Genomic DNA, 21,623 nt, shown 5'->3' on the forward strand with positions numbered 1-21,623 from the left:
TAATCGTTACCTTTTACCCTCGGATGCCTGAGCAGCTTTACTCGGAATGGTGAGGCGGTCTTTTGGCATAAGCAGCACAAAGACTAAACCAAGGACCGCAGGAATCAAGGCCCACATAAAGGTATGTGCGATAGAAGAGGACAGTGCGCTGGATATTTTCTCTAAAATTTCAGGTGGAATCTTGGCTCTTGCCTCAGGTGTCAGAGCCGCCCGCGGATCGCCGAAGGCTGCTGATTGCTCACTTCCGCCAAAAGCATCGCTAATGCTGCTCGTGAAGCTATTACGCTGAATAATCCCGAAGATTGTAATTCCCAACGTCATCCCAAGAGAGCGCATAAAGGTACTTGTTGAAGTTGCCGAACCGCGTTGGCGCATGTCGAAATTATGAATCGCCGCCATGCTTAGTACGGAGAAGGAGAAGCCTACGCCGAACCCGGTCAAGGCCATAAATATATTCAGCATGAGACGGGAGGTATCTGGTGACAGAGTGCTTAGACTATAGACACCTGCGACAAAGCAGACTGCGGACAAGATCATAATGTTGCGGAAGCTGGTTTTGGTTGTAAGCAGCCCTCCGGTCTGACTGCCCACGACCGTTCCGATCATCATCGGCATGAGGATCAATCCTGAGTTCGTTGCGGAGCCGCCAAATACACCCTGTACGAAGATAGGAATATAAATTGTAGCTACGATAAAGGCAGAACCATAGAACAAGGCTGTCACACTACTTGTTGCAAACAACCGTTTACTGAACATCGCGAACGAGATAACAGGTTCAGCCGCCACTCTCTCAATGAGGATGAATGCCAGCAACAGTACAGCAAAACCGGCGAACAAGCCGAGGATAACACTAGAATCCCAAGCGTATTGATTGCCTCCCAGCTCTAGTGCGAACATTAAGCAGATAATAGCGCCGACGAGAGTGAAGGCTCCGCCCCAGTCGATACGCTGCTTTGCATGAGAGATCGACTCTTTGTAAGAAGTTGCGATCAGAAACAGTGCAATAATTCCGAGCGGCAGGTTAATGTAGAATACCCACTGCCAGCCTACATAGTCGGTGATATATGCACCCAGTAACGGTCCTAGTACACTGGAGATTCCGAAGACGGCACCGAATAGGCCGGTCAGCTTTCCTCTTTTTTCAGGAGGGTATATGTCGAAGACGATGGTGAAGGCGATAGGCATTAGTGCACCGCCGCCGATCCCTTGAACAGCCCGATAAATACTGAGCTGCGTAATACTGGTTGCAGTACCACACAGTGCTGAGCCAACCAAGAATACAATCAGACCGAACATGAAGAAACGTTTACGTCCGTACATATCTGAGAGCTTGCCGAAGATAGGGGTTCCAGCCATTACCATGACCATATAGGCCGAGGTGACCCATACGATTTTATCCAGACCGCCAAGGTCAGAGACTATGGTTCCCATAGCTGAAGCTACAATGGTATTGTCCATCGCGGACATCAGAATACCGAGCAGCAGGCCGACAACTACGAGTTTTAGATTACTTTCTTTAGTATGCATGCTTCGCAGGCTCCTTTTTCTAAATAGTGTTATTCCGTTCAAATAATGTTCATACATTAGAAGCAAAACTTATTATATTCAAATTTGAATAGGGCGGCAATAGTTTTTTTCGGAAAATGGAATTGGAGTGCCAGCAATGAAGAATCCCTCTTGACATACCCTACGGGGGTATATTATATTAATGGCAAGGAGGCTGATTCTTATGTCTACTAGTAAGCAAGAACAAACTGAGAAATCCTGTGAAGCGGGCTGTCATTCTTCAGCATCTGGAGAACGAATGAGTCATCATTCAGCAGATTTCAAGAATGGTTTGAATACTCGCCTCAACCGGATTGAAGGCCAGATCCGCGGGATAAAGGGTATGATAGAGCGGGATACTTATTGTGATGATGTGCTCAATCAGCTCGCAGCGGTTCAAGCGGCACTAAACGGTGTTGGTAAGATGCTGCTGGAAGGGCATATGAAGAGTTGTATTATTGAACGAATCGAAGCCGGTGAACATGAGGTTATCGATGAGCTGCTAATTACGGTTAACAAATTAATGAAATAATAAGCTACTGCTCCTTGAGCATGGCTTCATAACATTTACTGGAGGTAATATTAATGTCGAACGCTACATTAAACGTTGAAGGAATGTCGTGTGGTCACTGTGTCAGCTCTGTAGAGAAGGCTGTAGGTAATCTTGGAGCTACTGCAAAAGTTGATCTTGCTGCTAAAAAAGTTTCCGTTGAATATGACGAGAACAAGGTAAGTCTTGGAGCTATTAAAGAAGCTATTGAAGATCAAGGGTATGATGTAGTTTAATTTGAAGCAGAGTAATAAGGCTTGGAGCTGTATGGGGATGCCATAAGCTCCAATGCCTTTTCTTTTTATAGAAATTATCATACTCTATAGGGGTATGAGGAGGCTTTGGAATCATGGATAAGTTAAAAACAACAGCTTCACCCAATGAACAGCAAGCGACCGTACAGATTACAGGTATGACCTGTTCTGCTTGTGCAGCTCGAATTGAGAAAGGTTTGTCACGGATGGAGGGTGTTTCTCGCGCAAATGTAAATTTAGCCTTGGAACAAGCCACTGTCGGATTCGATCCTTCTGTATCAGGGTTACCACAAATCGAAGATAAAATCCGCGCTCTTGGTTATGATACCGTCAAAGAGACCGCGGATTTTGATATATCAGGCATGACCTGTGCAGCATGCTCGGCGCGGATCGAAAAAGTGTTGAGCCGTACGCCGGGTATCGCAGCAGTGAACGTAAATTTAGCGCTGGAAACGGCACATGTAGAATATACTCCCGGTAATATTAGTCCAAGAGAGATCATGGAGAAGGTAAGCAATATCGGATATAAAGCTACCCTTAAAGAAGACCGCAAGGATCATGTGGATCGTCGTGTACAGGAAATTCAGCATAAGAAGTGGAAGTGGGGCATTTCTGCTATTCTTTCTTTCCCATTGTTATGGGCGATGGCAGGTCATTTCTCATTCACAAGCTGGATTCCAACACCGGAGATATTTATGAATCCTTGGTTTCAGCTTGTTCTGGCGACTCCCGTACAGTTTATCATCGGCTGGCAGTTCTACGTAGGCGCGTATAAAGCACTTCGTAACGGGAGTGCTAATATGGATGTGCTGGTCGTACTGGGAACATCCGCAGCGTATTTCTACAGTCTTTATCTGACGATTGATTCATTAAGTATGAAGGGAATGAATCATACCGTAGAAATGTATTATGAGACGAGTGCTGTACTCATCACGCTCATCCTCGTCGGTAAATGGTTCGAGGCGCTAGCGAAAGGACGTTCCTCTGACGCCATTAAGAGCTTAATGGGGCTTCAGGCCAAGACGGCTCTCGTGATCCGCGATGGCAAAGAAATGAATATCTCGACAGATGAAGTGATTCCCGGCGATATTGTATTGGTGAAGCCTGGAACAAAGGTGCCAGTGGATGGCGAGGTAGTAGAGGGCTCTTCTTCTGTGGACGAGTCTATGCTGACCGGAGAAAGTATTCCTGTAGAGAAAAAACCTGGAGATACTGTTATCGGTGCTACTTTAAATAAGAATGGGATCTTGAGAATCAAAGCAAACAAGGTAGGAAGAGACACTGCACTCGCTCAAATCATTAGAGTAGTGGAGGAGGCACAAGGCTCCAAAGCGCCAATTCAGCGGATCGCGGACGTCATCTCAGGGATCTTTGTACCGATTGTTGTAGGGATTGCGGTAATCACTTTCTTGGTCTGGTATTTCTGGGCAGCACCTGGTCAGTTCGCCGATGCTCTAGAAAAAGCCATTGCAGTGCTCGTAATCGCTTGCCCATGTGCACTAGGTCTAGCTACCCCGACCTCCATTATGGCGGGATCGGGCCGTGCTGCGGAGCTTGGCATCCTGTTCAAAGGTGGTGAGCATTTAGAAGGTGCACAAGGGATTAAGATCGTTGTTTTGGATAAGACAGGTACGGTTACAAACGGTAAACCCGTGCTGACAGATATCGTGACTACAACTGGAATTGCCGCTTATGGTAAAGAAAATGCCGAGAATCGTCTACTAGCTTTAACTGCTGCAGCTGAGAAATTATCAGAGCATCCGCTTGCGGAAGCTATCGTAGCAGGAGCTACCGAAAAAGGCTTGACCTTGCCAACTGCTGCGCAGTTTGATAATGTCCCTGGACGCGGAATTATGGCTGTGGTCTCAGACCAGAAGGTTATGGTAGGCACACGGCGGATGATGGAAGATCATCACATGGACATCACAGAGTGGGCCCCAGTCATGAAGAGACTGGAAGAGGCAGGAAAGACAGCTATGCTTGTAGCGGTGGACGATGAGATTGCCGGTATTGTCGCTGTGGCGGATACGATTAAGCCAACCTCAAAAGCAGCTGTAGCAGCGCTTCATGAGATGGGTATAGAGGTCGTAATGATTACAGGGGACAACAAAATCACAGCCGAAGCTATTGCGAAGCAAGCGGGCATTCGAAAAGTGTTAGCAGAGGTTCTACCGGAGGGTAAAGCGGAGGAAGTTCGTAAGCTGCAGCGAAATGGGACAAAGGTAGCTATGGTTGGAGATGGCATCAATGATGCTCCTGCACTGGCTACTGCAGACACGGGCATGGCGATCGGTACAGGGACGGATGTAGCTATGGAGGCAGCAGATATTACGCTGATGCGGGGAGATCTGAAGAGTATACCCGATGCTATAATGATGAGCCGTAAAACAATGAGCAATATTAAGCAGAATTTGTTCTGGGCACTCGCATACAATACAATAGGTATACCCATTGCTGCACTCGGATTTCTAGCTCCATGGCTAGCTGGAGCTGCGATGGCATTCAGTTCTGTGTCCGTCGTCTTAAATGCACTTCGTTTGCAGCGGGTAAAGCTGTAAGAGAAACTTAACTATGTAAGGAGTGGCCGCTGTGCAAGTAAACAACGAGACTATATCTCTATTAATGAACCATGCATCTGTCCGCAAGTATCAGGATAAGCCAGTAAGTGAAGAGCAGCTTGCAGCGATTATTGAAGCAGGCCAAATGGCTTCGACTTCCAGCAGTGTACAAGCCTATAGTGTTATTGCAGTGACTGACCCGGCTCTAAAAGCAGAGCTTGCGGGATTAGCGGGTAATCAGGCTTATATAGAACAGTGCCCAGTCTTCTTGGTCTGGTGTGCGGATCTATATCGGCTGCGTGAAGTGTCAAAACCTCATTTACAGGGAGAGACTTCTTATGAAGATTCTGCGGAGAATCTTATTGTAGCTACCGTAGATGTTGCACTTGCTGCTCAGAACGCTGCTGTAGCTGCGGAATCACTCGGACTTGGGATTGTTTACATCGGTGGAATTCGTAACCGGATCGCGGAGGTTTCTGAGCTGCTCGGACTGCCCGAATTGGTCTACCCGATATTTGGAATGTGTGTGGGATATCCTGATGGAGCCACAAGCCTGCGTCCGCGTCTGCCATTAGAGGCTGTTCTACATCGCAATCGCTACAATGCCGAAACGACAGTGGAGCAGGTCAAGACTTACGATCAAGTCTCTTCAGACTATATGCGTGAGCGGACCAATGGTGCCAAGGATACACCTTGGTCAGTAATTATGGCAGAACGCTTGGCACAGCCAGCACGAATGCATATGAAGGAATTCCTTATCGGAAAAGGATTCTTTAAGCGGTAATTTAGCATTTTTCCTTAAGAGGTTGCTCTATTCGTAGTTAAAACTATGGATAGGGCAGCTTTTTTTTGTGAAGGTGACAGTTGTCATCTTAAAGAAATGACAGTCCATACTAATGTCAGGTCCTCTTTTTCCATATGATTGAAATAGATCAAACGCATTCGGAATCGGAGGGGTTACGTAATGGACAGTGTTATAGAGATGAATGGCGTCAGCAAATTATATAAGGATAAAAAAGCAGTAGATCACATCAGCTTCAACATTTCCAAGGGTTCGATTACAGCTATTCTTGGACCGAACGGAGCAGGCAAAACAACGGCATTAGGAATGTTATTAGGGCTATTAGAGCCCACTGAAGGTACAGTGAAAATTTTCGGACAACATCCGAAAGATAAAGCGGTACGTGAAAAGACCGGCGCGATGCTGCAGGAGGTAAGTGTTATGGATCGGCTGAAGGTTCGGGAGATCATTGCTCTGATCCGTAGCTATTATCCACAGCCGATGGATATGGAATTTCTAATTAAAGCCACAGGGCTTGCGCCAGCGGATCTGAATAGATATGCCGAGAAGCTTTCAGGCGGTCAAAAGCGTAGTCTAGGCTTCGCGTTGGCCTTGGCGGGCGACCCGGAGCTGATCTTTTTCGATGAACCTACGGTTGGACTTGATATTACTTCCCGGCGGCGATTCTGGGATACGGTTCGCGGACTTGCGGAGCAGGGTAAGACAGTTGTGTTCACGACGCATTATTTGCAGGAAGCCGAAGATATCGCCGATCGTATTCTGTTGTTCAGCAAAGGTCATTTAGTTGCGGACGGAAGTCCAGATGAGATTAAATCGCGGATTGTGAAGCGCTCGTTGTCTTTCCTGCCAGTAGGTGATCGCTCCCAATTGCGCAGAAACTTGCTAGACCTAAGCGCTATAGAAGATTGTTATGAAAAAGAAGGTCGAATTCATGTGACGACAGACGATACGGATGAAGCACTGCGAGCGATTTTTGTGACTGGACTTCCTGTGAAGGATGTCCGAATCGATCAGGGACGTCTGGATGACGCTTTTGAACAATTGACCATGAACCAAGAGGAGGCTATCTAAAGATGAGACTAATTACTGTACAATGTAAAGCCGAGATGCTGCGGATCATCCGTAATCCCTATTATGTGTTCTGGTCTTTGCTCATGCCCATCATGTTCTACTTCATCTTCACCCGAGTGGTCAATACAGGTAACGATGACCCTACGTGGCGCGCTCACTACTTGATGTCGATGGCAACCTTTAGTGTAATGGGCTCAGCGATTATGACGCTTGGCATTCGTTTGGTGCAAGAGCGAACACAAGGCTGGACCACCTTTATTCGGATTACCCCGCTACCGGGTTCAATTTATTTCTTCGGAAAAATGTTCGGACAAACGATGATGCACCTGTTCTCGGTCATTTGTATTTTTGCCGCAGGCTATTTAATCAATGGTGTCTCCTTATCAGCGGGTCAATGGGTGCTTAGCGGGCTATGGATTCTGATTGGTTCCCTTCCGTTTTTGGCGATTGGTACGCTTGTGGGTGCTATGAAACGGGTGGATACGGCTAGTGGAGTCAGTAATGTGATTTATATGGCGCTAGCTGTAGCGGGGGGCATGTGGATGCCGATTGAGATTTTGCCACGATTAATGCAGAAGATTGGTCATTGGTTACCTTCCTACAACTATGGGAATGGGGCGTGGGAGATTGTACGTGGCTCAGCCCCGCAGTGGAGTAATGTCTTGATTTTGCTCGGATATTTGGTAGTTTTTATGTTACTATCGGTTTATGTTCGAAAAAAACAGGAAGCGGTGTGAATGAATGGCTGAGCGTGCGCAGTTTCGGTTATTTCCACAAAAACAAGGGTTTTTCCCTTATGTATGGGCTGTTTATCTGGTTTTGCCCATCCTGAATTTGCGTGGGGAGACTGGATTGAAGCTCATTCTAGGCGGGTTGATGATAGCGGTGTTCGCCATCAGCTATCGCCAGCTGTATTGGGTTCGGGGTGGAGTATTTAATGTTTGGTTAACGATTCAAATGGTGATCATCGTGGTGCTTAGTTTGTTTTATACACCCTTTAATCTGTACATGGGCTTTTTCACCGCGAATTTTATAGCTTACTATACGGAGAATAAAGGGTTCAAAATTGCATTTACTTCTTTTGTGGTCATGGTACTTTCTGTGCTGGTTTTAGTGGGTCGTGAGATGGAGTGGGGAAGCATGATATTTTTAGCTCCATTTATCATTATTATGTTGATTAGTCCGTTCGGCGTGAGATCCATGAATCGGAATCAGAAGCTGGAGAAAGAGCTGGATCAAGCCAATGAGGTGATTAAAGAGCTGGTGAAGCGTGAGGAACGGATGCGAATTGCTCGTGATTTACATGATACTCTCGGGCATACGTTGTCCTTGATTACATTAAAAAGCCAACTCGTAGAGAAGCTGGTGACCAAAAATACGGAGCGAGCCCAAGAGGAGGCGCGGGAAATTCAGCGTACTTCGCGGGCTGCGCTCCGTCAGGTGCGTGAGCTAGTGTCGGAAATGCGGGCGATCTCAGTAGCAGAAGAACTGGCAGAAGCCGGGGAAATGCTGCGCACGGCGGAGATTGCCTTAGAAGTGGAAGGGGATATCTCGTTAGAGGGAGTATCCGACCTGACGCAAAATATTCTCAGCCTCTGTATCAAAGAAGCGGTGACTAACATTGTGAAGCATAGTAGAGCGGATAAATGCTTCATCGGGGTGGCGAAGACCACCGGAGAAGTTCGAATTACCGTTAAGGACAATGGAATTGGCCTCCAGAACGGTGAGAGATGTAGTGGTGAGCTTAGCGATGGAAATGGTATGAAGGGGATGGCAGAGCGTCTATCTCTGATTGATGGCTCTCTGTCGCTAAGCTCAGGAGAAGGTCAGGGAACTACGCTGATCGTTATGATCCCTCTAATCGTTAAGGAAGCAACAGGAGGTGAGAGTGCATGATAACCATCGTTATAGCGGAGGATCAACGTCTGCTTCGGGGAGCGATGGCTTCCCTGCTGGATCTTGAGGATGATATCGAAGTCGTCGGAGAGGCTTGTGATGGAGCTGAGGCGTTAGCTTTAATCGACAGGCTTCAGCCGGATGTATGTCTCATGGACATTGAAATGCCGTTCAAGAGCGGACTGGAGGTTGCAGAAATATTGCGGGGGAAGGGTTGTCCGACTAAGATTATCATCTTGACAACCTTTGCCCGACCGGGCTATTTCGAGCGTGGAGTGAAGGCTGGGATACAAGGATATTTGTTAAAGGACGAGCCAGTAGATAAATTAGCCGAGTCAATTCGTCGTGTCATGGCTGGACATCGGGAGGTCTCTCCAGAGCTAGTCTTCGGCAGCCTGCGGGAGGAGAATCCACTTACAGCACGTGAGCGAGAGATCTTAAAGCTGGCTGGTGAAGGGCAAACGGCGGCAGAAATCGCTTTTTCGCTTCATCTTTCTTATGGCACAGTTCGCAATTATATTTCTGAAATACTCAATAAGCTGGAAGTGAAAAGTCGAATTGAGGCGGTACGACTGGCAGAGGAAAAAGGCTGGATTTGAGGGGAGCAGGGCATTATTATGCAAATATTTCTGATTCGTCATGGTGATCCGGACTATTCCATAGATGGTCTAACAGAATTCGGGCATCAGGAAGCAGCAGCACTAGGAAAACGCATGGCATCTATCGGTCTGGATGAACTATATGCTTCACCACTGGGTAGAGCACAGACAACTGCCAGTTATGTGGCCAAAGAGACAGGACTTGTCATACAGACAGAACCTTGGACTAGTGAGCTGGATTGGACAGAGATTATGTTGGATGGACAAATGGCGTCTATATGGGATAGTCCCGGAGAACATATTAGCGAATTATCTAGTGGAAAGAGAGTATGGTCTGATGAAACAGATCATTGGTTGAAGCAAGAGGAATACAGATTGCGGTTCAGCGAATTACAAGCGGCTTCAGATCAATTCTTGCTGCGACACCACTATAAAAGAGAAGATGGCCTGTATCGGATCCTTGAGCCTTCTACCAAAAAGATTGGAGTAGTGTGCCATGGTGGCTTTGGTCTCGCATGGCTAGCTCATTTATTACAGATTCCTTTATCCTTGGCTTGGTCCGTATTTTGGTTAGCACCAAGCTCAGTAACGACGATCTTGTTTGAAGAGCGCAGCGAGCACTTTGCGGTTCCTAGGTGTATTGGACTAGGAGATGTCTCACATCTTTATGCTGGCGGCATGAACTATCGCCCGAGGGGATTAATGGGCAATCATGTTTAAAGTGAATGCTTAAGAGATTGTCTATGGAGAGGAAGGCCATCCCACAGAGGATGGCCTTTTTACTAGCTCTATATGATCGGAACGAATATGCCACTCCTCAACGTGGATTTAATTTCACCTGTGACCCTTTACCACCTGTCTGGATGCCAGTGTCCTTCGTTCCAACTTCCTTTAGGTCAGTCACTAGTCGCTCCAATACGGCCTTGGAAGCGGCGGCTTCTTTGGCGCCGGATGCCTTCACGACTAATTGCACTGGCTTACCGGAGCGTAGATGCTTGTCCGCTTGACGAAGCTTCGTATCATAATCATGCTCTTCAATATGAGCAGTGAAGCGCAGCTCTTTGACCTTTTCCTTGCTGCCCCCTTTAGATGCTGCACTACCATTCGACTTGCGTGTTGCAGCGGCTTCCTTCTGCGCGGCAGCTTTTGCTTTGCCCTTTGCGGTCAGGCTGCAAGGTGGCGGGCTGCTCATCAGTGAGGTGCATACCAGATCTGCACCTGCCGATCTGGCGATGGCCAGCGCCTCTTCTCTGGAGACGATGCCCAGCTTTTCGCCTCTAAGTCCTGTAAGGACTACTTCGGATGCTCTTATTTGTTCGTTGATTAATACTGCCACTTCTATGAATCCTCCCTGAGAACAATGATATAGCTATCATATATGGAAGTTGCTTGTGGTTCAAATGTGAAGAGTAGGATTTGTGTGAATGATATTGATTTATATCCGTAACCTTTGGGAACTTCATTGGCACTTGTATATAATACGGAAGAAGGGAGCGAGGGAAGGTATGCTTCAGTATATAGAAGAAGCGAGACGAGGAGATCGTCAAGCTTTTGAACAGATTGTTAGGCATTTTACACCAATGGCGAATGCGGTTGCATATGAAAAGCTCCACGATTATCAATTAGCGGAGGATGCTGTACAAGAAGCCTTCACAGAAGCCTTCCTGAATTTGAATAAATTACGAGCAGTAGAGGCATTTCCAGGCTGGTTTAAAGCGATTGTGGCAAGGCAATGCTATCGTATCTTACGAAGAAAGCAGTATCCTACACTACCCTACGATGAAGCAGTGGAATCGAGAGAGTCTTCATTTAATGTGATAGACATTATTGAGAAAAAAGAAGCACGGCGACTGCTTCACGAGTCTATAGCTGCATTGACATCCAATATGCGGATCGCCGTTCAATTATATTATTTTCAGGGATACTCCCTTCAAGAAATTGCTGACTTTCTGGGGACTTCTGTCCCGGTATTGAAGAAACGACTCTTTGATGCTCGCCGTAAGCTTAAGGGGGCGCTACCTGTTGCGGATGTCCTCTCCGTGTTCAATCATTTGTACGAAGGAGGAAAAGGTGTGCTTCATATTGTAAACGGAGATGTAGTGGGAGATAAGCTGCGTCAGGGAATTGTGAAGGGTGATGTATTAGTTTGGAGAGAGGTCTATTCTCATGGACCGGTATTTTTAGAGCCTGCGGATCAGGATAACCGCTTCATACGGGCTGAATATTTGGAACAAACGATGGGGATTCCGCAGAAGGAATTCATACAGGGCAGTGAGAGTCAGGAAAAAATATTAGCTGATTTTCATAAATATGAGGAAGTGGTGCTATGGTTCGAGCATGATCTATTCGACCAGACGATGCTGTGCTATTTGCTCCATTGGTTCTCGAAGCAGAAGCAGGGATCCGCGAAGCTGAGCTTATTGTGCATTGGAGAGTATCCCGGCATTGAGCTGTTTCGAGGACTGGGACAACTATCTGTAGAGCAAATGGAGACTTTATCAGGAACATGGAAGTTAATTGGAGAGAAGGAGCTAGAGGTAGGCCAAGCGTTCTGGGAAGCTTTTGTATCACCGGGTCCAGAATCATTACAACAGCTACTAGCTAAAGATACGTCCGCACTGCCATTTGCGCATGACGCCTTCGTGGCGCATTTATCACGTTTCCCATCGGCCTATAATGGACTTGGGATTGTGGAACAGATGACTTTGGAGATGATTCTTGCTGGAATTAACTCCCCTTACGGGTTGTTCAAAAATGTGGGAGATCAGCTTCATATATTAGGCATGGGCGATTTGCAATATTGGCATATTCTAAGACAGATGGCACAAGACCCATACCCGTTACTGCAAATGCGTGGCTTGAAGGAATTTCCCGGTTATAACGAGTCAAGGATGCCATTTCAAAATTGTGAAGTTGTATTAACGGCGTTCGGAGAGAACGTAATGTCTGGTAAAGAGGACTGGGCCGAGAAGAAAGGGATTGATGAGTGGTACGGCGGGGTACATCTGCAAGGCGTAACTCCGCGCTGGAGATGGAATTCGTCTTCGCAAACGATTCAATAATATAGAGAATGTAAGTTAGAGAAGGGGCTGTCTCAAAAGTAGTTAATGTTGCTTAGATTCAGCTTCTTTTCTTGAGAGTAATTACGGAAAAAATCCCTAAAAAATACTGATTTTTGCTTCAAAAGAATGAAATTAGGGAATTTATCCCTAAAATCGGAGTAATATCTATACTTTTCAACAAATCGGTCGAATTTTAGGGAGGAATTCCTTAATCACTAGACAAATGAATAGAATATCAGATTTTTTAGGGAGAAATTCCCTGATTATCTATCGGAGGATCGGCTTTCCCCTTCTTCAACCCATGGCGAGGGGGCTCCACGGACGGAGTGTTGTTGCAAACTCTTTTCAAAACGTGAAACCTGCCGCAGTTTTTTACTTCAATCATTATTCATAAATGTCTTATGATAGGCGTTACGATATTGGGTTGGAGTCATGTTTTCGTATTTTCGGAAGAGGCGCATGAAATATTTATCGTCGGTGAACCCTGTCTCTGTCGCGATTTCCCTCACGCTGAGGGCGGTTCTGGTTAGCAGCTCCTTCGCTTTAGTCACACGTACTGAATGAATATACTCTAAAGGCCCCATCGAGGTATGTTGTTTAAATAGCCGAGCTAAATAATCTTTGTTGTAATTGAATTTCTCTGCAATGATTGCCACCGTAAGAGGTTCTCTTGCATGTATTCTTGTCCACTCGGCTATTTTGACAAAGGTGACATCTTGCTGCGCACGGATTAGCTTACTGGCGAACGGCTGAAGCGCATGCTCAGACAGCTCAATTAAGAGTGAGGTCAACAAATAATTAACACTAGAATAGGTCAGATACCCTGAGTTGGCCACATGGAGGATTTGATTCGCCAGGATATGAATCCGGTCTCTGTGTTCGATCTTTATGAACTGTGGTAGATATAGATCATGTACGGACCATAAGCGCTGTGTTCGCGAAAAGATTTCTTCTGCCTCCAGTTTCATTTCCGTCTCACTCAGCAATACCCCCTCGCTTTTCAGCTCGAAATGAAACCAATAAAATTTAACCCCGGGTCGTGATTCTCTATAGCCGACATGCGTGCGATTAGGCATAAGCAAAAGAGCTTCATCAGGGCCTACTTCGAAGCTTTTGGTCTCCTCACTTAAATAAACCGTTTCATTCACGCCTATGATTAGCTCATAATTGCCCATTGCACGTTCTACATGTTTCCATGGCGTTTCTGAGATGAATTCACCTGCTGCTGTAAAATGAACAGGTACATCTGCATTTATTTTCAAATAGGTCATGCGATCCTCCCAGCAATCAATAAGTCGGATTTGTCCACCATTTGTATGGCTGATCTACCGACAAATCAACGTTCCGATGTTATCTTATGGATACAAATATACACTTGTCGGAAAACGCTGACAAGATTGCGAGGGAGAGGTTTCTTTGAAGACGCAAGCTTTTGATCTGAAGGACGTACGCATAGAGTCAGGTCCACTTCTCCATGCGATGGAGTTAAATACGGATTATTTACTAAAGCTGGAGGCTGACCGGTTATTGTCACGTTTTCGCGAGTATGCTGGCTTAGCGCCCAAAGCTGCCCATTATGAGGGATGGGAAGCTCAGGGCATTAGCGGTCATACATTAGGACATTATCTATCTGGATGTGCGTTGATGTATGCTTCTACGGGGAATGAAGAGCTGCTTCAACGTGTGAATTATGTAGTAGATGAATTAGAGCAGTGTCAGAATGCACATGGCAATGGTTTTATCTCCGGTATTCCTCGCAGCAAAGAACTGTTTGAAGAAGTGAAGGCAGGTGACATTCGCTCGCAAGGCTTTGACCTCAACGGTGGCTGGGTACCGCTGTACACGATGCATAAGCTATTTGCGGGTCTCCGCGATGCTTATTGTTTGGCTGACAATCAGAAGGCACTGGTGCTTGAAACGAAGCTGGGACTGTGGCTTGAGGATATTTTTGCAGGGCTGAGTAAAGATCAGATCCAAGAGGTACTGCGCTGTGAATTCGGCGGCATGAATGAAGCACTCACGGATTTGGCAGAGGATTCCGGTGATGATCGTTTTCTTGCCTTGGCGGAAAGCTTTTACCATGGCGAAGTTCTTAATGATCTGGCCGTAGAAAAAGATACCCTAGCCGGAAGACACTCCAATACTCAGATTCCGAAGATTATTGGAGTAGCAAGACAATATGAAGTAACAGGACTGGAGCAATATGCAGGTATCTCACGCTTCTTCTGGGAGCGGGTTGTGAATCATCATTCCTATGTGATTGGCGGCAACAGCTACAATGAGCATTTCGGTGAACCGGATAAGCTAAATGATCGATTGGGCGAAGGCTCCTGTGAGACGTGCAACACTTACAACATGCTGAAGCTGACCAAGTATATGTTCCAGTGGGATGCTTATGCCGCATATGCGGATTACTACGAACGTGCAATGTATAACCATATCCTGGCTTCTCAGGAGCCGGTAGATGGACGTGTGTGTTATTTTGTATCCCTCGAAATGGGTGGACATAAGTCGTTCAACTCCCAGTTTGAGAGCTTTACATGCTGTGTAGGCTCAGGAATGGAAAGCCATTCTATGTATGGGTCGGCGATTTACTTCCATAGCGCAGATGAGCTGTATGTGAATCAGTACGTACCTTCAACAGTGACTTGGAAAGAGCAAGGCATTCGTTTGAAGCAAGAGACCAAGTTCCCTGAAGAGGGACAAGGCACCCTGCGTATTAGCACAGAGAAACCGACTAAATTCACATTGAAGCTAAGATACCCTTACTGGGCTGAGCAAGGGATGAACGTTAGGGTAAACGGGGAAGACATTCAAGTGAAGGCAGGCAAATCTAGCTACCTTATGCTGGATAGAGTATGGCAGGATGGGGACGTTGTCGAATACGATATTCCAATGTCGGTAAGAATCGAATCTATGCCGGATAATCCGAACCGAATTGCTTTCCTCTACGGACCGCTTGTGCTCGCAGGTGATTTTGGAGCTATAAATGCAGAGCTAGGCAGCGATCGCGCCCTTGCTTCCGTATTAATCGGTGATCGCGAGACGCTAACGGACAACCTCATTCAGTCTAATGTGAGTAAAAATGTGTTCCGGATGAAGGGTTTAGGATATACGGCGGATCATGAGCTTCGTCCATTCTACCCTATGCATGATCATCGTTATTCCGTGTATTGGGATTTGTTCACGCCGGAGGAATGGAAGCTGATAGAAGTTGAATATCGCGAAGCCGTGGAGAATAACTTGCTGCTTGAACAGCTAACCGTCGATTCAGTACAACCTGCTGAAATGCAACCTGAACGTGACCATAACTTCGAAGGAGAGTATGTAGGCTTAGGCAAAATCTACAACCGCAAGTATCGCGATAGCTGGATCAATGGCTGGCTCTCCTTCACGATGGAAGTCTTGCCAGAGGAGCAAGTGGATCTGGTGGTAACGTATTTGAAGTCCAATGATACTTCGGTGGCTTTCGATATTACGGCAGATGGGGAACAACTTGGGCTAGGCGTCCTTGAGTCTGAAGAGATGAACAAGCTGGAGACCATTCGTTACGAGCTTCCGCGGACGATCACGAGCAGCAAATCAGCGGTTACGATCAAGTTCGCTTCACATGAAGGACATAAGGTGGGCCAAGTGGCAGGTCTACGTATCGTTAAACGTAATTCTTGAAATATATGGATTAGAGAATTATAATAGGTACAATTCTTTTAATTGGGGTGAAATGGATGTCTTTCCGTATCGTTCGAAGTAACTAGTTATCGGGCTGGGTCAAACGCGTACCAGCTATCAAGGGGGGAGTCTATCCTTTTGATTACATTAACTAGAGCTTTGAATGGTGCCATAGGCAGCTTTTTGTATAGAGCCAGGCACTTAACTTATTTAACTTTGAGAACCGTTTATTTGTGGGTGGTTTTTAACAGTTGGAGGGTGGGGTTTGCCTGGCTTTTTTGCATTCAATTAAAAGATAGGGGATTAACGATATGTTGAAAAAGAGTCTATCTAACCTAAAGTGGTGGATATGCGGTTATATTTTATTGGGTTTTACTATTCAGCTGCTGAGTAGTTTAGGGATTGTAGTGTTTCAAAAAATATTAGACAAGGCCGCGGTGATGAGCAGCTTCAGTGAGATATCTAATTTAATCATGGTGTATGGAGTTTTACTGGCAGGCGTCGTGATCCTAAATTATGTGGACGAATATCCTAGTGTTTATTTATCGAACAGTATAACGGAGAGATTAAAGATACTTGCACTATCCAAAATATCCAAAATCGACTATCAAGCCTATCAGGATATCGGCACAGGGCAGATGATTAAAGTGATCGAGAACGGGGCAGCGGCTGGAAACAGCATGATCTATTCTTTTTTTCTTAAAACATTACATGAGTTATTGCCCACGCTTCTGTTCAGTTTAATCTTTATTAGCTTCTATGATTTAAGGATCATGTTAGTCATTGCAGCCGGCTACGTAGTCGTCTTTCTAATAACGAATCTGCTGTTGAAATTTCTGTATGCGATGAAGGCTACCATTCTCCAGGAACAAGAAAAGATGTCCAGATTCTCTATCCGTGGATTCATGGAATTGGTTGTCTTCCGAACGAATAAACGATATGAGAAAGAGATTGATAAGTTAAGCCAGACCGCACGCACTATCATTCATAAGAATGCTCAGCTACAAATGATCCACGAAGCTTTTTTTGCGATATTCGAGCTGTTTGTTACGGTAATTAAGGTCGTCGTCTTGATTTACGGTGTAAAAAGCGTTGTTGCAGGTGATACCTCACTTGGTGTTGTGGTCGCATTGTTTATGTTTATTGATAAGATTTACTCGCCGATTGCCATCTTTAATGTTCTATTTGTAGATTTCAGACTGAACAGAGTGACCTACAGAAGATTTGAGGAATTTATTGAGGCCCCAGAAGATAGAAACTTGGAGTCCGGAGAAGTCGTCACAGAGATCCACGGTAATATTGAATTTAGGGACGTATCTTTTGATTATGGGCAATTGAAAATCTTGAATAACCTAACCTTTTCGATTGAGCGAGGAATGTCTGTTGCGATTGTCGGATTAAGCGGGGGCGGGAAATCTACCCTGATAAAATTGATCGTAGGATTATTAAAAAAGGACAAAGGTGAACTCTTATTGGACGGTAAGGATATCGATGAGATCCATCTGGATAGTTACTATGATCATATCTCTTACTTATCACAGGACACACCGATTTTTGATGCCACAATCAGGGACAATATTGTATTTGATGAGCATACCTTATCCGATGAAGAACTTTATGAGATTTTGGGGAAAGTTCATCTGCAGGAAAAAATAAGCCAATTGCCGGATCGTTTAGATACTTTGGTAGGTGAAAAAGGGGTCAAATTATCAGGAGGGGAAAGACAGCGATTAGCTTTTGCCAGAATCATCGCCCAAAAAAGAAATATATTAATTCTGGATGAGCCGGTGTCGGCACTTGATAATATCACGGAGCAAAGTCTCATGGAGACGATTTTGGAGGAATTTAAGGACAAAACCATCATCATTGTTGCCCACCGATTAAATTTCATAAAAGACGTTGATAAGATACTGGTAGTGGATCAGGGTTCGGTTGTGGGTGAAGGGAATTTTGATGATTTGATAGAGCATTGTGAAGCTTTTAAAGCGTTATGGAGTAGAAAAATATCGTTTACAGATGCTGATTAAATTGTTAACATCTTCTAAAGAAGAGGTGTGATCTATGGCATGGCCAACACATATTGTAGCGGTAGGTGGATTCGCAGAAAATGAGCAAGGAGATATGCTTTTAGTAAAGACTCATGATGGTGGCTGGGTATATCCTGGTGGACAAGTAGAGGTTAGAGAGAACCTAATCGATGCATTAGTTCGAGAAATTAAAGAGGAAAGTGGAATAGATGTCACGGTTTCTCAATTGGTTGGTGTGTATTCGAATACAGGTATCCATAAATGGTATGACGGTGTGACGGATGTTCCTACTAAGGTCATGTTTGATTTTATCTGCAAGCCCGTGGGTGGGGAATTATGTACCTCGGAGGAAACCTCTGAAGTAATGTGGGTGGCAAAAGAGAAAGTACTGGATTGGATTACACAACCGGCTATTCGTGCCCGCTATCAAGCTTATTTGGATTACGATGGGAATACGAGGTATATGGATTATGTAACTGGAGACACGTTTGAAGTTAATTTAGATCGAACGGTGTAAAATAAAAGTGATAAGCCATCCTGCAAAGGATGGCTTTTTAAAATATAAGAAAGTATAAGTTTCGCCAAAGACGTTTATTCTTGTTATGCTTTGATGCCCTCAAAGGCAGAGGTGATCAAATGTTTCACAAAAGCTTCGTCTAGCTCATCCCCTGTAATCAGTAGCCGATAAAATATCGGTCCATAGAGCAGATCAATCGTGATCCCAATATCCAGATCCGCTTTTAATTGGCCTCGGGTCACCCCACGCTCCAACAACTGTCGCGCCTCTTGGCGGCGGGGAGCGAAAAACCTCGCACGATAGGCCTCAGCAAGGCCGGCATCGAATTGCCCTTCGCCGATCAACTCAGTAATGATCTTTCCGTCTCGGCTGCGAAGAAAATTAGCCAGATTTGTGGCATGCATCATAATATCGTCCATGACCGAACCGGTGTCCGGCACTGGCAATCTTGCGGATGCTGCAGAGAGGTAGCCGTCCATGACCACGGCTGCTTTGTTAGGCCACCATTTATAAATGGTCGCTTTACTTACCTTGGCCCGTTCCGCGATTTTCTCTACGGTCACCGCACCAAATCCAGTCTCCAGTAGCAGATCATACGATGCTGCCAGAATAGAAGCCTCGGCTTCGCTATTGCGCGGTCGTCCTCTTTTTTTATCCATCATAGATCCCTCCCGATTCATATATCCTTTGTCTAACTTACGATTCAAAAAAAGAAACTATACGTTCATTATACAAAAAGCTATATGAAGTAGGCAATCGCCTATTTACAAAACTGAACGTTCAGTATATATTTAAATCAATTAGTAAACGTCACGTTCAGTATTTAAAATCGAAGGGTGGAGATCTCATGAATCAAGGAAGTCAAATGAGTCGGGCAAATTCGGTAAATTCAGCGAAGGAACTTTCAGAAGGAAAGACGATCCCTGGATGGATTACATTTCTATTAGCGGCCTCCTGCGGACTAATTGTGGCCAATCTGTATTACGCTCAAACCCTGATCGGACAGATCGCCCAAGCTACGCAGCTTTCTTCTGGGGCAGCGGGTCTGATTGTAACTTTGACCCAGGTAGGATACGTTCTTGGACTTTTGTTCGTAGTACCGCTTAGCGATATTATTGAAAATCGCCGCCTGACAGTGGCGTCACTGGCTGTGGTGGTGGTGTCACTGGCAGCAGCCACACTGGCTCCGAATGCGGCGATCTTTCTGGGAGCGTCTCTGTTCATTGGCCTCGGTTCCGTAGCTGCCCAGATTCTTGTGCCGTATGCGTCTTTTCTGGCTGCTGAAGAGCAGCGCGGCCGGGTGGTCGGTAATGTAATGAGTGGGCTGCTGCTCGGTATTATGTTCGCCCGGCCACTGGCTAGCTTTGTCTCTGGATTGTGGGGCTGGCATGCGATTTATGCTATATCCGCCGTAGTGATTGCCTTATTAACACTTCTATTATCCCGTGTGCTGCCGCAGCGCCAACCTGTGCCTACAATGAATTATGGCGGATTGATCCGTTCTCTAGGTACTTTACTGAAGAGTACGCCAGTGCTACGCCGCCGGGCGATTTATCAGGCTAGCCTGTTTGGAGCTTTCAGTCTGTTCTGGACGACAGTGTCTTTGCATCTGGCCGATACGTATCATTTAAGTCAGCAAGGTATTGCCTTGTTTGCATTGGCCGGGGTGGCTGGGGCTATCGCTTCTCCCATCGCTGGGAGATTGGCTGATCGGGGCTGGACCCGGCCGTTGACCGGACTTGCGTTTGTGCTGGCAGCTGTAGCTTTTCTCCTAGCTTACTTGTTTCAGGACGATTCGAGAGTAACGCTTGGATTGCTGGTTGCAGCAGCTATCATGCTGGATATGGGGGTATCGGGTAATCTGGTGCTTGGACAAAGGGCGATTTATTCTCTTGGCAGCGAGGCGAGAGGACGTTTAAACGGATTATTTATGGCGATATTTTTTGTAGGCGGAGCCGTTGGCTCTTCACTAGGCGGCTGGGCATATGCGTACGGGGGCTGGAGTCTGACCAGCTTGATTGGTCTGGCGCTGCCGATCTTGGCTTTCCTGTACTATTTAACGGAGAAGAAGCAAGCGTAAGGCTGTATTAAAGAAACTGCTCTCCGGGCTGAAGATAGTCAGCTTAGAGAGCAGTTTTTTTAAGAAATGCTACATCGTATAAGGGTTTTGGCGAATCATGTGGATAAGGTTTGCCGCCGAGGCGGATAACGGTTCATTTTTTCGCGTACAGATCGCAATGCTATTCTTCAGATGTATGCCTTCAACATAAACTCGGCATAACTCTCCCCGTTCAACATATTCGCGAACAACGAGTGAAGAGACGAAGTTGGCGCCATACCCGGCGATAACGGCTTGAATCGCTTCATGAAGTCCGTTAAATTGCAAAGAGATCGTGGGAGCTGGCGTATTATATGTACGGCATAACGATAATAATCTCTCTCTCGTCGAACTCCCTTCCTCACGCATGACAAAAGACTCCTTCATCATTTCGGATAAAGATACTTGCTGATTGGCATAAGGGTGATGAGGCGCGACCACAAACCATAGCTCATCCTGAAATAACTCCTCAGTCTGGATCGTATCTGGATAGGCCTCAGCAATTCCCCCGTAAATCGCCATATCCACGTCTACATTTAACAGCTGCTTCAGAGCATCGCTTGAATTGGTGGTAGTAATCACCATTTCCACTTGCTCATATTGTTGTTTGAACTTTGCAATCCAGGTAGGGATAAGGAAGTGAGCGGGCAAATACGTCGCGGCTAGACGAATACTTCCATTCGTGCCGTTTACGTAATCTTGAGCAAATTGTTCGATCTGCTGTTCAACGGCGAACAGTCTTTTCGCGAGTAGGGCAAGCTCTTCACCCGCATCTGTTAAAGCAATTCCTCTGCCTTGAGGCTTAAATAGGGCGAAGGATAGTTCCTTTTCGAATTTTTTGATCTGAGCCGTAATAGCAGGCTGACTGATATTTAAAGTTTCTGAGGCGCGTGTCACACTGCCCATTGATGCGATCACATGGAATAAGCGCAAAGCGTGTAGATTCATGGTTAAGCTCCTATCTGTTATCGTTTA

General features: G+C 45.8%; 19 protein-coding genes. 14 read left to right on the plus strand and 5 right to left on the minus strand.

Annotation, left to right across the window (positions count from 1 at the left end; translation table 11 throughout):
* Positions 1-6 precede the first annotated feature (6 nt).
* Complete coding sequence (locus NST74_RS01860) at positions 7-1,527, minus strand: MDR family MFS transporter (RefSeq protein WP_341110177.1); 1,521 nt, start codon at positions 1,525-1,527, stop codon at positions 7-9.
* A 202-nt stretch (positions 1,528-1,729) separates the two neighbouring features.
* On the opposite strand from NST74_RS01860, the gene NST74_RS01865 reads away from it, so the two are divergent.
* The 9 genes from NST74_RS01865 (at position 1,730) to NST74_RS01905 (ending at position 9,995) form a co-directional block, all read left to right on the plus strand.
* Positions 1,730-2,077, plus strand: a complete 348-nt coding sequence (locus tag NST74_RS01865; protein WP_375104569.1) for a metal-sensitive transcriptional regulator — start codon at positions 1,730-1,732, stop codon at positions 2,075-2,077.
* Positions 2,078-2,130: 53 nt separating this feature from the next.
* Positions 2,131-2,331 (plus strand): copper chaperone CopZ, encoded by a 201-nt coding sequence (gene copZ, locus NST74_RS01870; protein WP_042123576.1) that lies wholly within the window; start codon positions 2,131-2,133, stop codon positions 2,329-2,331.
* 113 nt (positions 2,332-2,444) lie between these two features.
* Positions 2,445-4,907, plus strand: coding sequence for a heavy metal translocating P-type ATPase (locus NST74_RS01875; RefSeq protein ID WP_341110178.1), 2,463 nt, complete (start codon positions 2,445-2,447; stop codon positions 4,905-4,907).
* A gap of 31 nt (positions 4,908-4,938) precedes the next feature.
* Positions 4,939-5,691, plus strand: coding sequence for an oxygen-insensitive NADPH nitroreductase (gene nfsA / locus NST74_RS01880; RefSeq protein WP_341110179.1), 753 nt, complete (start codon positions 4,939-4,941; stop codon positions 5,689-5,691).
* A gap of 180 nt (positions 5,692-5,871) precedes the next feature.
* Positions 5,872-6,780 (plus strand): ABC transporter ATP-binding protein, encoded by a 909-nt coding sequence (locus tag NST74_RS01885; RefSeq protein ID WP_341110180.1) that lies wholly within the window; start codon positions 5,872-5,874, stop codon positions 6,778-6,780.
* Between the two features lie 2 nt (positions 6,781-6,782).
* A complete protein-coding gene (locus NST74_RS01890; RefSeq protein ID WP_341110181.1) occupies positions 6,783-7,517 on the plus strand; it encodes an ABC transporter permease in 735 nt (244 codons plus the stop codon).
* A 4-nt stretch (positions 7,518-7,521) separates the two neighbouring features.
* Complete coding sequence (locus tag NST74_RS01895; protein ID WP_341110182.1) at positions 7,522-8,676, plus strand: sensor histidine kinase; 1,155 nt, start codon at positions 7,522-7,524, stop codon at positions 8,674-8,676.
* A complete protein-coding gene (locus tag NST74_RS01900; protein WP_042123586.1) occupies positions 8,673-9,275 on the plus strand; it encodes a response regulator transcription factor in 603 nt (200 codons plus the stop codon). Before NST74_RS01895 ends, NST74_RS01900 begins: the two co-directional genes overlap by 4 nt.
* An 18-nt stretch (positions 9,276-9,293) precedes the next feature.
* Positions 9,294-9,995, plus strand: coding sequence for a histidine phosphatase family protein (locus tag NST74_RS01905; protein ID WP_341110184.1), 702 nt, complete (start codon positions 9,294-9,296; stop codon positions 9,993-9,995).
* Between the two features lie 97 nt (positions 9,996-10,092).
* On the opposite strand, the gene infC is transcribed toward NST74_RS01905, so the two are convergent.
* Positions 10,093-10,611: a translation initiation factor IF-3 gene (gene infC, locus NST74_RS01910; protein ID WP_341110185.1), complete on the minus strand. Its 519-nt coding sequence runs from the start codon at positions 10,609-10,611 to the stop codon at positions 10,093-10,095.
* Between the two features lie 169 nt (positions 10,612-10,780).
* Here infC and NST74_RS01915 point away from each other — a divergent pair, with 169 nt between their 5' ends.
* On the plus strand, positions 10,781-12,337 hold the full coding sequence (locus NST74_RS01915) for a sigma-70 family RNA polymerase sigma factor (RefSeq protein WP_341110186.1): 1,557 nt from the start codon (positions 10,781-10,783) through the stop codon (positions 12,335-12,337).
* Positions 12,338-12,714: 377 nt separating this feature from the next.
* Here the strand turns inward: NST74_RS01915 and NST74_RS01920 are convergent, their stop codons facing one another.
* The gene (locus NST74_RS01920) at positions 12,715-13,608 is read right to left on the minus strand and encodes a helix-turn-helix transcriptional regulator (protein WP_341110187.1); all 894 of its coding nucleotides are present in this window, start codon (positions 13,606-13,608) and stop codon (positions 12,715-12,717) included.
* A 145-nt stretch (positions 13,609-13,753) separates the two neighbouring features.
* On the opposite strand from NST74_RS01920, the gene NST74_RS01925 reads away from it, so the two are divergent.
* The 3 genes from NST74_RS01925 to NST74_RS01935 all read left to right on the plus strand — a co-directional run bounded on the left by NST74_RS01925 (position 13,754) and on the right by NST74_RS01935 (position 18,550).
* Positions 13,754-16,006, plus strand: a complete 2,253-nt coding sequence (locus tag NST74_RS01925; protein ID WP_341110188.1) for a beta-L-arabinofuranosidase domain-containing protein — start codon at positions 13,754-13,756, stop codon at positions 16,004-16,006.
* A gap of 311 nt (positions 16,007-16,317) precedes the next feature.
* Positions 16,318-18,033, plus strand: coding sequence for an ABC transporter ATP-binding protein (locus NST74_RS01930; protein WP_341110189.1), 1,716 nt, complete (start codon positions 16,318-16,320; stop codon positions 18,031-18,033).
* Positions 18,034-18,067: 34 nt separating this feature from the next.
* Positions 18,068-18,550 carry an NUDIX hydrolase gene (locus NST74_RS01935; RefSeq protein ID WP_341110190.1) on the plus strand — a complete coding sequence of 161 codons (483 nt, stop codon included), beginning with the start codon at positions 18,068-18,070 and terminating at the stop codon, positions 18,548-18,550.
* Between the two features lie 83 nt (positions 18,551-18,633).
* Here NST74_RS01935 and NST74_RS01940 read toward each other — a convergent pair whose 3' ends face one another.
* Positions 18,634-19,209: a TetR/AcrR family transcriptional regulator gene (locus tag NST74_RS01940; RefSeq protein WP_341115806.1), complete on the minus strand. Its 576-nt coding sequence runs from the start codon at positions 19,207-19,209 to the stop codon at positions 18,634-18,636.
* Positions 19,210-19,397: 188 nt separating this feature from the next.
* Between NST74_RS01940 and NST74_RS01945 the strand changes: the two genes are divergently transcribed.
* The gene (locus NST74_RS01945) at positions 19,398-20,630 is read left to right on the plus strand and encodes an MFS transporter (protein WP_341110191.1); all 1,233 of its coding nucleotides are present in this window, start codon (positions 19,398-19,400) and stop codon (positions 20,628-20,630) included.
* A gap of 69 nt (positions 20,631-20,699) precedes the next feature.
* On the opposite strand, the gene NST74_RS01950 is transcribed toward NST74_RS01945, so the two are convergent.
* Positions 20,700-21,596 carry a LysR family transcriptional regulator gene (locus tag NST74_RS01950; RefSeq protein ID WP_341110192.1) on the minus strand — a complete coding sequence of 299 codons (897 nt, stop codon included), beginning with the start codon at positions 21,594-21,596 and terminating at the stop codon, positions 20,700-20,702.
* Between the last annotated feature and the right edge of the window lie 27 nt (positions 21,597-21,623).

The sequence above is a fragment of the Paenibacillus sp. FSL F4-0125 genome, from assembly GCF_038008565.1.
Lineage (GTDB): Bacteria > Bacillota > Bacilli > Paenibacillales > Paenibacillaceae > Paenibacillus_AQ.

Coding starts and splice junctions, on each gene's coding strand:
- NST74_RS01875 (WP_341110178.1), top strand. CDS start 2,445: ATGGATAAGTTAAAAACAACAGCTTCACCCAATGAACAGCAAGCGACC.
- NST74_RS01945 (WP_341110191.1), top strand. CDS start 19,398: ATGAATCAAGGAAGTCAAATGAGTCGGGCAAATTCGGTAAATTCAGCG.
- NST74_RS01865 (WP_375104569.1), top strand. CDS start 1,730: ATGTCTACTAGTAAGCAAGAACAAACTGAGAAATCCTGTGAAGCGGGC.
- NST74_RS01920 (WP_341110187.1), bottom strand. CDS start 13,608: ATGACCTATTTGAAAATAAATGCAGATGTACCTGTTCATTTTACAGCA.
- NST74_RS01860 (WP_341110177.1), bottom strand. CDS start 1,527: ATGCATACTAAAGAAAGTAATCTAAAACTCGTAGTTGTCGGCCTGCTG.
- NST74_RS01895 (WP_341110182.1), top strand. CDS start 7,522: ATGGCTGAGCGTGCGCAGTTTCGGTTATTTCCACAAAAACAAGGGTTT.
- NST74_RS01935 (WP_341110190.1), top strand. CDS start 18,068: ATGGCATGGCCAACACATATTGTAGCGGTAGGTGGATTCGCAGAAAAT.
- NST74_RS01900 (WP_042123586.1), top strand. CDS start 8,673: ATGATAACCATCGTTATAGCGGAGGATCAACGTCTGCTTCGGGGAGCG.
- copZ (WP_042123576.1), top strand. CDS start 2,131: ATGTCGAACGCTACATTAAACGTTGAAGGAATGTCGTGTGGTCACTGT.
- NST74_RS01940 (WP_341115806.1), bottom strand. CDS start 19,209: ATGGATAAAAAAAGAGGACGACCGCGCAATAGCGAAGCCGAGGCTTCT.
- NST74_RS01930 (WP_341110189.1), top strand. CDS start 16,318: ATGTTGAAAAAGAGTCTATCTAACCTAAAGTGGTGGATATGCGGTTAT.
- NST74_RS01890 (WP_341110181.1), top strand. CDS start 6,783: ATGAGACTAATTACTGTACAATGTAAAGCCGAGATGCTGCGGATCATC.
- NST74_RS01950 (WP_341110192.1), bottom strand. CDS start 21,596: ATGAATCTACACGCTTTGCGCTTATTCCATGTGATCGCATCAATGGGC.
- NST74_RS01905 (WP_341110184.1), top strand. CDS start 9,294: ATGCAAATATTTCTGATTCGTCATGGTGATCCGGACTATTCCATAGAT.
- NST74_RS01915 (WP_341110186.1), top strand. CDS start 10,781: ATGCTTCAGTATATAGAAGAAGCGAGACGAGGAGATCGTCAAGCTTTT.
- NST74_RS01885 (WP_341110180.1), top strand. CDS start 5,872: ATGGACAGTGTTATAGAGATGAATGGCGTCAGCAAATTATATAAGGAT.